At 44.5% G+C, this 10562-nt stretch carries 8 protein-coding genes and 1 pseudogene; all 9 read right to left on the bottom strand.

The genetic code is table 11. The annotated features are described in order from the left end of the window. Window positions 1-190 precede the first annotated feature (190 nt). The 9 genes and pseudogenes from CLV51_RS18885 to CLV51_RS18850 all read right to left on the bottom strand — a co-directional run bounded on the left by CLV51_RS18885 (window position 191) and on the right by CLV51_RS18850 (window position 10499). Window positions 191-1159, bottom strand: a complete 969-nt coding sequence (locus tag CLV51_RS18885; protein WP_106529596.1) for a YpdA family putative bacillithiol disulfide reductase — start codon at window positions 1157-1159, stop codon at window positions 191-193. A 15-nt stretch (window positions 1160-1174) separates the two neighbouring features. Beyond that, window positions 1175-1870: a glutamine amidotransferase-related protein gene (locus CLV51_RS18880; RefSeq protein ID WP_106529595.1), complete on the bottom strand. Its 696-nt coding sequence runs from the start codon at window positions 1868-1870 to the stop codon at window positions 1175-1177. Window positions 1871-1906: 36 nt separating this feature from the next. Continuing rightward, window positions 1907-2752: a class I SAM-dependent methyltransferase gene (locus CLV51_RS18875; protein WP_158267061.1), complete on the bottom strand. Its 846-nt coding sequence runs from the start codon at window positions 2750-2752 to the stop codon at window positions 1907-1909. Window positions 2753-3020: 268 nt separating this feature from the next. Next, a complete protein-coding gene (locus tag CLV51_RS18870) occupies window positions 3021-3977 on the bottom strand; it encodes a YeiH family protein (RefSeq protein WP_106529593.1) in 957 nt (318 codons plus the stop codon). A gap of 99 nt (window positions 3978-4076) precedes the next feature. Next, the gene (locus CLV51_RS18865) at window positions 4077-4913 is read right to left on the bottom strand and encodes a hypothetical protein (RefSeq protein ID WP_146151319.1); all 837 of its coding nucleotides are present in this window, start codon (window positions 4911-4913) and stop codon (window positions 4077-4079) included. 71 nt (window positions 4914-4984) lie between these two features. Continuing rightward, a complete protein-coding gene (locus CLV51_RS29175) occupies window positions 4985-5563 on the bottom strand; it encodes a hypothetical protein (protein ID WP_158267060.1) in 579 nt (192 codons plus the stop codon). 63 nt (window positions 5564-5626) lie between these two features. Then, complete coding sequence (locus CLV51_RS18860) at window positions 5627-6058, bottom strand: phosphohydrolase (protein WP_106529591.1); 432 nt, start codon at window positions 6056-6058, stop codon at window positions 5627-5629. A gap of 105 nt (window positions 6059-6163) precedes the next feature. Continuing rightward, window positions 6164-8092 (bottom strand): annotated as a pseudogene (gene nagB, locus CLV51_RS18855) (glucosamine-6-phosphate deaminase); the annotation flags it as partial. Window positions 8093-8201: 109 nt separating this feature from the next. Beyond that, entirely contained in the window at window positions 8202-10499 is a 2298-nt protein-coding gene (locus tag CLV51_RS18850) for a beta-N-acetylhexosaminidase (protein ID WP_211302042.1), read from the bottom strand. Window positions 10500-10562: the final 63 nt, after the last annotated feature.

Raw genomic sequence — 10562 nt, 5'->3', positions numbered from 1 at the left:
CCATAATAAAATCGGGGGGAGCTCCCCCGATTTTATTACAATGTTTTTTTCTTCTGTATCACTTACTCACAAAGTGATGCAGGGTATTTTATGTCAATTTTACCCGGACAACAATGTTTCAAAATCAGTAAAAGAAAATCAGGGTAATCAGTATAATCAGCCTAATCGGGAGAAAGACAAAGCCCTCAGTTCAGACATAATTTTTAATATGTGCAATAATCTTGTCTGCATGATCCCTTGAGTTTTCAATGAACCATACATGTGTGTCCATTCCGCCACAAACCACGCCTGCAAGGTAAATGCGGGGCATATTGGTTTCCATGGTTAATGGGTTATAGGCAGGATGTTTCTTATCATCATTGGATAACCTGATCCCTGCTTTTTCCAACAGGGTGAAATTAGGCTGATAGCCGGTCATGGCAATCACAAAATCGTTAGGGATGGTAACGGTGCCGGCTGGCGTAATGAGGTCTACTTCCTGTGGGCGGATGGCCGCTACAGAGGAATGGTAGTAAGTTTTAATAGACCCTTCTTTGATCCGGTTTTCAATATCCGGTTTTACCCAATATTTCACACGTGCACCTATTTCCGCATCACGGATGACCATGGTTACATGTGCACCTTTGCGGTATGTTTCCAGGGCTGCGTCCACAGCGGAGTTATGGGCACCTATTACTACTACATGCTGTGTAGCATAGAAGTGCGGGTCCTTGTAGTAATGGGTTACTTTAGGAAGGTTTTCTCCGGGTATATTCAGGAGATTTGGAATATCATAAAATCCGGTAGCGATGATGACGTGACGGGTATGGTAACTTCTTTTGGAAGTAATTACCGTGTATTCGTTGGCGTTAGGTATTACCTGTTGTACTTCTTCAAACAGCCTGATGTTGAGTTCCTGAGAAGTGGCTACTCTTCTGTAGTATTCCAATGCTTCCGGCCGGGTAGGCTTGGGATTTACGGATACAAAAGGTACACTGCCTATTTCCAGTCTTTCAGAAGTAGAGAAGAAGGTCATGTACAGCGGGTAATTGAATAACGAATTCACTACACAACCTTTTTCTATGATAACGTAGGTAAGTCCGGCTCTTTTGGCTTCCAGGGCGCAGGCCAGGCCAATAGGTCCTCCGCCTATTATCAATACATCAAACGCAGCGTTCATACAACAATATTTTATTTACAAAGCAGCCATAAAGTCCAGTAAACGGAACATGGTAGCATTATTTTGAGTCAGCAAGTTAAGGTGTTGATTTATTTTTTCTTCATTTTGAATGAAAGGTCCGCCGGTGGCGATTATGTTTGCGCCAAAAGCAACCATACCCTGCAATGCAGCTGGTGTGAGCTCCATATGAAACTGTAATCCAATAACCCGGTCGCCGTAAATATATGCCTGGTTGCTGCATGCAGCAGAAGCTGCAAAGCGGGTAGCACCGGCAGGAACATCAAAAGTGTCGCCGTGAAAATGGAATGTGCTGAAATGTTGTGGCAGTATGTGTTCCAGCGTAGCTGCACGATCCTGGAAGGTAACATCCAGCGGGAACCAGCCCAATTCTATTTGCGTATGTGGGTATACGTTAGCGCCCAGTGCGGCGGCAACCAGTTGTGATCCCAGGCAGATGCCCAATACTTTTTTGTTTTGCTGAATGGCTTCGCGGATGAGGGCGATTTCTGTTTGTATCCAGGGATGCTGGTCTTGTTCGTACACACCCATCGGGCCGCCCATTACTATCAGCCAGTCGGCGTTTGCTAATTGGGAAGTGTCTGTAGTTTCATACCAGCGGGTATGCGAGAGCTGATGGTTTTCTTTCGTTATCCAGTCGGCAATACAGCCTAATCCTTCAAATGGTACGTGTTGAAAGTAGTGAATGTGCATATGCGGGATGTGAATGGTTGCCCGAAGATACAGCTGCTATTTCACTTCTCCTCTTACTACCCTGAAATATTCATATCCTTTCATGCGCCTGCTCTTGTTTCCGAAATATTGTGCGCGGTATTTTTCTGCACCGCCTTCATAGCGCATTTTCATATTACGCGCTTCCATAAATGAGTTCAGGTCACCGGGATGCAGACCAAAGTCCCAGTTTTCGCCGGAGCGGCGAAGGATGCGGTCTATGCTGACGAAACCGTTAAATGCTTTGGGATTTTCCAATACTGCTTTATCAATATAAGTGAAAATCACCTGTGTACCGGAAGGGAAGTTGTTGATGTATTTGAAGATAGTATCTGCTTCTCTTGCTTCCATGCTGGTGGTGAGTGCTTCCCAGAGGAACAGTGTTTTATTGTGATTGCGCTGCAGAAGCTGGGGAATTACATCCGACATCTGTTGCGTATTGAGGTCCAGCGGAACATAATCTATACGTACAGTAGGCATGTCTTGTAATTCGGCCAGTACTGCACGTTTGGCGTATTGGACCTTCGGATGATCTACTTCAACGTAATGTACCGGCACTCCTATATTCAGCCGATGTGCACGGGTATCTAAAGTAGCACTCACAATAATGATCTGATTAATGCCATCTGTTTTCACGGCGTCGATGATCATGTCATCAATCAGTTTTGTTCTGGCAACAGCAGAAGTGAAAGTGCCAGGCCATCGTAATTGTATACCCGTGGTTACTATTTTCCTTATGAAAGGAAGTGCACAAACGGCTACTAATGTCTGATAAAATTTAGATAGAAATGCTGCTGCAAAAGGATCATAGACCAGTCGTTCTTTTTCCGGTTTGCAGCTTTCAATAGCACGAAATGTGGCCATGTAAGCGCCAGATTTGATGGCGGGAGACCGGTTCATAAATTACGTGTCATCATAATGGTTATTGAAGATGATCTACAGGTTATTCAGGTCGTCTAATGGTGTAATCACATGTATTTGTAAAGTGATCAAATATATGGAAAAATGAGAGTCAGATAATCACGGTTTTTTCCCGGTATGGGAAAGAATTACGAATTACGAATTGCGAATTACGGACCAGAGTGATCTTCGCTCTGGTCCGTAATTCGCAATTCGTAATTTCTTTCCTGCCTTATCCCAGGCAAAGGATAGCGGCGAGTGCGCCGGTGCTGATCATCACCCATAATAGTACACCTTGCAGCAAAGGTTTCCAGCCAATACCCTGAAGCGCTTGCCTGGTAAGGTTAACGCCTATCAGGAATAAAGTGAGCGACAGGCCTGTTTTAGCGCTTTTTACAAGAAATGGACTCACTTGTTGTACCACCGGCACCCAGGTATTGAGCAACATGGCAGCAATGAAGATGGCAATGAACCAGGGGATTTTTATTTTACCAGCGCCATTCTTAAACAGGAGGGTTGTTATAAATGCTACCGGAATAATCCATAGTGCGCGGGATAACTTCACAGTGGTGGCTATTTGCAGCGCTTCTTCCCCGTATTTGTTGGCAGCTCCTACTACAGAGCTTGTATCATGAATGGCAATGGCACTCCACAACCCGAATTGTTGTTGTGATAAATTCAGCATATGGCCCACAACCGGGAAAATGAAGAGGGCTGCAGCATTCAGCAGAAATATAATACCCAGGGCAACAGATATTTGTTTTTCACCGGCTTTAATTACCGGAGAGATAGCGGCAATTGCGCTACCACCGCAGATAGCGGTACCGCAGGATATCAGGTGAGATGTTTTTCTATCTATCTTCAGGAGCTTGCCCAGCAGGGCACCAAACAAGAGAGTACCAGTAATAGAGGCAATGGTGAATACAAAGCCTTCACTACCGGCTTTGAGGGCACTGTATACATTCATGCCGAAACCCAGACCCACTACAGATAATTGTAACAGCCAGTGCGTAATGCGTGGCGTAATAGCTGCAAATGGATTGCCGATGGTTTGTGCCAGGGCAATGCCCAGCAGCAGCGCTACAGGTGGCGTTACCACAGGCAGGAGCGTAGCAGCAGCCACTGTGATAAATATTACTTTCGGGAAATTACTATTGAGCCATGTGGGTCCTATCTTCTCTTGTTGCATTCTCAAAGTGTTTGTTATTGAGATACAAAGTTCCGTACCATGGCCGCGGAAGTCAAATGGTTATATGTAATTGGTCATAACGGGAAGTTATGACCTTGATTAATCTACTGAGGTAATAAATTTATTGAATTTAGTGGCGAAGTCTTCCTTCAGGCTTTTATCAATACCATTGAGGAAGTTGACGGTAAAATTACGTTGCAGCCTGCGGGAGGTGCTGCCATCTACTTCCATTGGTCTGGCGTGTAAAACGGCTATCAGCTGTTTGCCCTGGCAAACGAGGGCCAGCCGGTAAAGCGGACTGGGATCATCGATACCACTTTCATAATTGAAGTAGAGCACATATGGTTTTAACGTAGTTTCTTCTTCCAGTTTAAAATTGTGGATAAAGGGTTGCATATCATCTATGCTGCGGCCTTTATGTTGCTTCAGGTAGCTTACCAGCGCTGTTTCCACAACGGTGCCGCCACGAATATTCTTTTTTTCCGTATAGCCGTTGATGGTAGCCCACATCTTTTGGCCATTGGTAGATACGGGGAGTTTGATATCCCGTTGCAATACGCCGGCGGCTACGCCATTTACTTTTATCTTACGGCCTTTGCGGAAAATGGGCTTGCTGAATTCTTCCGGTGTAATATCAAAATCTACGTTTACGGGGTACCAGTCTTTCTTCACCGGTGCGCAACGCACAGGAATATAATCCAGCAGCGACACAATAGGATCTCCATCCGGGCCAGTCCGGACAATGGCTGCACCACTTACTCTTTCACCCACAACAGGGGCTGTAACAGCCGGCTTTTTAGCCGTTGTTTTTTTAGTGGTTGTTTCGGTAGTATCTGTACCTTCTTCGTTGTCGTACTTGTTATGCTTACTTTTCTGATCGCAGGAAAGTAATAGTACTGCCAATGCCAGATAGCATATCTTTTCTTTCAGATGCATGGGGTAAAAATACTGATTCTCAGTGATATACATAAAAAAAGCAGGCGGTAAGCCTGCTTATATTTTAAGTGTTATTTTTCTTTTTTGTCTCCGGTCTCTTCTTCATCTTCCCAATCATCACTTTCTTCCCAGTCTTCATCTTCTTCCCAATCCTCTTCTTCATCGTCTATCAGTAAACTTTGTTCTGAGCCGGGTTCTATTTTATTTTCGCGCCAGTGGGCTACAATTTCGTCTGCTTTTGTTTGAACGGGGGTAAAATCGCTGATAGGATTTCCTTCAAACTCTATTTCCACTTCCGGCATTTCTTTGAAAGTGTTGAAACAGTTGTGCAGGAGTGAAATATTAACGGGTGCGTTGCGTAGTGCGCTGTAAGATAGCCTGATGGCATCAAACGGACCACTGTTGTGAAATACTTCTTCTCCGTTGATCATCGGAAAAAGCCATATGAGTACATCATCGCCTTCTTCTTCACTGTTGAGAATTCCAAAAAAATCGTCGAGTTGTTCAAAACCCAACTTGGCTAATTGCGCAAAAGCGTTGTTCCTGGGCGGGAATTTAGGATGCTCTTCTCCTGTAATTAAAAATAATTCACCGAACCTGGGCTTTTCCTTAGCAACGAACCTAAAGTCAATGAGGATATCGTTTTCCATTGATGGCTATTCTAGTTTCTACTGTAATTTAATTGTTTAATCGGAAGGAATTGAAAAAAAATTCTACTGGATAACTGCTGCCGCAATCCTACGATAGGCCTGCAGGTATTTGTTGAGGCGGGCAATATCTTTTTCTTTTACGTCGGTCATGCGCCTGATATCCATGTTATCGGTCAGGTCATTGAGCTTTACCATGCATGCCAGGCGGTTTTGCAGGGTACGGTCTACAAAGTGTCCGTAGTCTTCTTCTTCATCTAACTTTGTTACACAGTACAGCGCTGCCAGCAGATGGGGCTGTAATCCTTCTTTCTCCAATGCTTCAAAGGTCCAGTCGGTATCTTCCACTATATCATGGAGTACCCCTACTATTTTTTCATCTTCCGTACGGCCCATGTGCATAACACGGAATACATGTCCGATATATGGTTGTCCGTATTTGTCTGTTTGCTCTTTGTGTGCAGCGGTGGCTATTTCTATTGCTCTTGCTAAAGTCATAATATAAATTTAGGGATTCGATTATTTTGTTAATGACTTATTTCAATAATATTGAAGAGAAACCAGTCATTAACAAAATAATCAAATCCCTAAATTAAAGATTTATTACATAAAATGATAACGTACAAAAGCCTCCATAGCTGCATATTTCTGCAGACCTAATTTGTCGTACAGCTCAGCGGTGTTGGCGTTGCGGTCTTCCGCACGTTGCCAGAACTCACGCAGATCGGTACCCTGGAAAGGCACCACATCTTTCTGACTCTGGTGAATGAAGATACCCAGACGTTTTTGCATGATCTGGTCAGGGCTCATCGGCACTGCCATTTCAATTTCGTGGATTTCCCATTCCTGCCATGCGCCTTTGTACAGCCATACCCAGCAATCTTTTGCCCAGGCTTCTGTTTTCACAATTTGCAGTGCAGCAAAAATTACATCCAGGCAAACTTTGTGTGTACCATGCGGATCGGCCAGATCGCCGGCGCAATAGATCTGCTGTGGTTTCAGTTCGCGGAGTAAATCTACTGTGAGGTCCACATCAGCCTGACTCATTGGTTTCTTTTCCACCAGGCCTGTTTCATAGAAAGGCAGGTTCATGAAGTGTGCGTTTTCTTCAACACCTACGTAACGGCAGGTAGCTTTAGCTTCGCAACGACGGATCAGACCTTTAATGGCGCGGATTTCCGGTGTATCTTTCTGGCTTGGCTTTTTGGTGCGGATGAATGCTTTGGCTTCATCAAGGATCAGCGAGCTTTTGCTTTTATCGATGTCGAACATACCTTCAAAGCCTACTGCGAAGTCGATGAAACGCAACAGGAATTCGTCCGTTACCGCAATGTTGCCGGATGTTTGATAAGCTACGTGTACATCATGGCCTTGCTCATGCAAACGGATGAAAGTACCACCCATAGAGATGATATCATCGTCAGGATGCGGAGAGAAGATCAATACACGCTTTTTAGCGGGTTCTGAGCGTTCCGGGTGATGTGGTAACTGCGGACCAGGTTTTCCACCAGGCCAGCCGGTAATGGTATCGCGGATGCTGTTGAATTCTTCGATGTTGAGTTCATAGGCAGAACCATATTGTACGATCAGGTCGTTCAAACCATTTTCGTTATAGTCCTTATCTGTGAGCATCAGGATAGGCTTATTCAGCTTCAGCGCGAGACTGGTAACGGCTTTGCGGATCAAACCAGGCGTCCATTCGCAATCACCGGTGAGCCATGGCTCATTGAAGCGGGTAAGCTCGGCAGCAGCCTGCTCATCGATAATGAATTTGCAGTTAGGATGCTGTTGCAGCAGGGAAGCAGGCACCTGATCAGTGCTGTGGCCTTCTACAGAGCGACGTACAATTTTGGCTTTATGAGAACCCCATGCCATCAGCAATACACGTTTTGCCTTGAAGATGGTGCTGAGACCCATAGTGATTGCCAAACGAGGTACCTGGCTCATATTCGGGAACTCGTATGCATTAGCCAGACGGGTGCTGTTATCTAATGTAACGAGGCGGGTATGTGAGTTGATATTAGCGCCTGGTTCGTTGAAACCAATGTGGCCGTTGTTACCGATACCCAGTACCTGGATATCAATACCACCTGCGGCTTCGATGCGCTTATCGTAATCGTCACAGTATTTTTTGATCTGATCTTTCGGGATCGTGCCATCCGGAATGAAGTAATGTCCATCCGGAATATCGATGTGATTAAACAGATGTTCCTTCATAAAGCGGTAGTAGCTTTGTAAAGCATCCGGTTCTATGGGGTAGTATTCATCCAGGTTAAACGTAATTACATTCTTGAAGCTAAGCCCTTCTTCCTTGTGCAGGCGTACTAGTTCGGCATAGAGATACTTGGGAGTGGAGCCTGTAGCCAGTCCTAAAATACACTGTTGATTGGCAGCCTGCCTTTCGCGTATCAACGCGGCAATTTCCTGTGCAACTGCTCTGGAGCCTTCTTTAGCAGAAGGATGGATCTCCACAGCAATTTGTTCAAAGCTGTCGATCAGTTCGATTTCCTGATGATTAATCGTCATTTGAAAACGTTTTTGATTAGATGCGGTTTAAAAACGAGCCGGAAAATTAAAGAATTTACAGCTAATGAGCATAAATATTTAGCAAAAATTAATTTATATTTCTTTTTTGCGTTATTTATTCTATTATAAACTCATCTGCAAATAACCATGCTCCGTTGCCCGCGCCTTCTGCACCAGCAGGGATTTTTCCATAATTCTGTACATTCATTTTTACAAAACGGCCACGTACATTTTCCAGTTTGCCACGTACTTTATTGATGCCATTCTGTGGAAAAGAAGTTTGTTTGTATACTTCTTTATAAGATTTGCCATCATCAGAAACGGAGAAAACAATCTGTTTGGGAGGATAGATCCAATCGCCTTTAGCATTGATGGTATTCATACCAACCAGGTGAATGTCCTGAATGCTGTCCAGCTCTACGATAGCCTCCATATCTGTTCCTTTGTAGCCGTACCACTGATTGTCGTTATAAGAAGCAATACCTTCAATACCATTTACCAATGCAAAGGTACCGCCTGGATTGTGGCTCTTATCCGGCGCTGTTGTTAATGTTACTTTTTTAGCTAATCCTTTGTGAAAGAGGAAATGCTGATCGTATTCATTGCCAAAAGGTTTACCATTCAAAAACACCTGTGCGCGAATGGTACCGGTTTTAGTGATCTGCAGTGGTTGCGTATAAGGAGTCGCCTGAGGGGTAGGGGCAGTACTATCTGTTGTAAAAAATATTTTACCGCCATCCAGTTTGCTGTCCAACACTACTTCTACACCACCTTTCCTGTTGTCAACTACTTTTCCGGTTACTTCAAAAACGTGTTTCGCATAGTTCACTTTTTTCAGATCCAGGCGTTTTACATGCCATTTCAGTCTTTCCACAAAATCATCGTAGTTGCGCTTTTCTTTGGGCGACCACAATACTTCTGCGAGTGCACATGCGCGCGGATATACCATGTATTCCAGGTAGTCGGTGTTGTTGATATATTCTGTCCACACGTTTGCCTGTGCACCTTTGATATATTTAGCTTCGTCTTTGCTCAACTCAGCAGGCACCGGTTCGTAGGCATATACATTGCTCACCGGCAGATAACCGCCGATAGCTAATGGTTCGTTAGTACCTCTGGACTGGTAGTGATCAAAGTAGCAGTAATCACCAGGTGTCATGATCACACCATGTTTTTGTTTGGCTGCTGCAATACCACCTTCAATACCTCTCCAGCTCATTACAGTAGCGTTAGGGGCCAGTCCGCCTTCCAGGATCTCATCCCAGCCAATGATCTGACGGCCTTTGCTGTTCAGGTATTTTTCCATGCGCTGAATGAAATAGCTTTGTAAAGCATGTTCATCTTTCAGCCCTTCCTGTTTCATACGGGCCTGGCATTTGGGACATTTTTGCCAACGTACTTTTGGAGATTCATCACCACCAATATGTATGTATTTGCTGGGGAACAGTTCCATTACTTCGTCCAGTACATCCTGTAAAAACGTATATACGCTGTCGTTACCGGCGCAGTATACATCATCGTATACACCCCAGCGGGTGCCTACTGCGTAAGGACCGCCCGTGCAGCCCAGGTTAGGGTAGGCAGTAAGTGCGGCGAGTGAGTGCCCCGGCATTTCTATTTCAGGAATAATGGTAACAAAGCGTTCTGTTGCATACTTCACTACGTCTTTTACCTGTTCCTGTGTATAGTAGCCACCGTAAGGTTTGCCGTCATATTTGTTGTCTGCATAGCGACCAGCCATCGTTTCCTTACGTTTGGAGGCTATTTCCTGCAGACGCGGATATTTTTTTATTTCAATACGCCAGCCCTGGTCTTCTGTCAGATGCCAATGAAAAGTATTCATCTTATGCATCGCCAGCAGGTCGATATATTTTTTGATAAATTCTACAGAGAAGAAATGACGGCCAACATCCAGGTGCAGGCCACGGTATGGAAAGCGCGGAGCATCAGTAATGTTAACGCCAGGCACATACATAGCAGTGGCTTTTTGTACAGGCAGTAATTGTATCAGTGTCTGTACACCATAAAAAGTACCACTGCTGCCATTACCATTGATAGTAATGCCATGGTTATCCACATTCAGCGTATATCCTTCCCCGTTAGTGCTGTCGCCACCCGAATGAAGGATGATTGCGTTTTTATCTCCCTGCTCTTTTATGGCCAGTTCGTAACCAGTTAGTTCTTTGAGCCAGCTATTGAATAGTTCAGCTGTTTTTTTATCGGTAGCATTGGCAGCTACAATGATGGTTTGTTTATCGAGCAAAAATGAATCAGCTTTTTCGCTGACACTTGCCGGCATAGGAATGATGCTCACCTTACCTTTCGGAGCATCTGCATGGTGAGCGCCGGAACAGCTCCACAGCCCTGCAGCGGCCATGAGTAAGCAGGTGCGAAATACATTTTTCATTGTCATATAATGGATTGTTTATTTTAGCTATTAGCCTTTAGTATTTAGCTTTTAGCATTTACTAAATGC

Origin of the sequence: Chitinophaga niastensis (genome assembly GCF_003014755.1) — a bacterium.
Classification (GTDB): Bacteria; Bacteroidota; Bacteroidia; order Chitinophagales; family Chitinophagaceae; genus Chitinophaga; species Chitinophaga niastensis.
This window is presented reverse-complemented; position numbering and strand designations above follow the sequence as displayed.

Excerpts from the sequence above, each read along its gene's own strand:
- CLV51_RS18885 (WP_106529596.1), bottom strand. The coding sequence starts at position 1,159 with ATGAACGCTGCGTTTGATGTATTGATAATAGGCGGAGGACCTATTGGC.
- CLV51_RS18880 (WP_106529595.1), bottom strand. The coding sequence starts at position 1,870 with ATGCACATTCACTACTTTCAACACGTACCATTTGAAGGATTAGGCTGT.
- CLV51_RS18875 (WP_158267061.1), bottom strand. The coding sequence starts at position 2,752 with ATGGCCACATTTCGTGCTATTGAAAGCTGCAAACCGGAAAAAGAACGA.
- CLV51_RS18870 (WP_106529593.1), bottom strand. The coding sequence starts at position 3,977 with ATGCAACAAGAGAAGATAGGACCCACATGGCTCAATAGTAATTTCCCG.
- CLV51_RS18865 (WP_146151319.1), bottom strand. The coding sequence starts at position 4,913 with ATGCATCTGAAAGAAAAGATATGCTATCTGGCATTGGCAGTACTATTA.
- CLV51_RS29175 (WP_158267060.1), bottom strand. The coding sequence starts at position 5,563 with ATGGAAAACGATATCCTCATTGACTTTAGGTTCGTTGCTAAGGAAAAG.
- CLV51_RS18860 (WP_106529591.1), bottom strand. The coding sequence starts at position 6,058 with ATGACTTTAGCAAGAGCAATAGAAATAGCCACCGCTGCACACAAAGAG.
- CLV51_RS18850 (WP_211302042.1), bottom strand. The coding sequence starts at position 10,499 with ATGACAATGAAAAATGTATTTCGCACCTGCTTACTCATGGCCGCTGCA.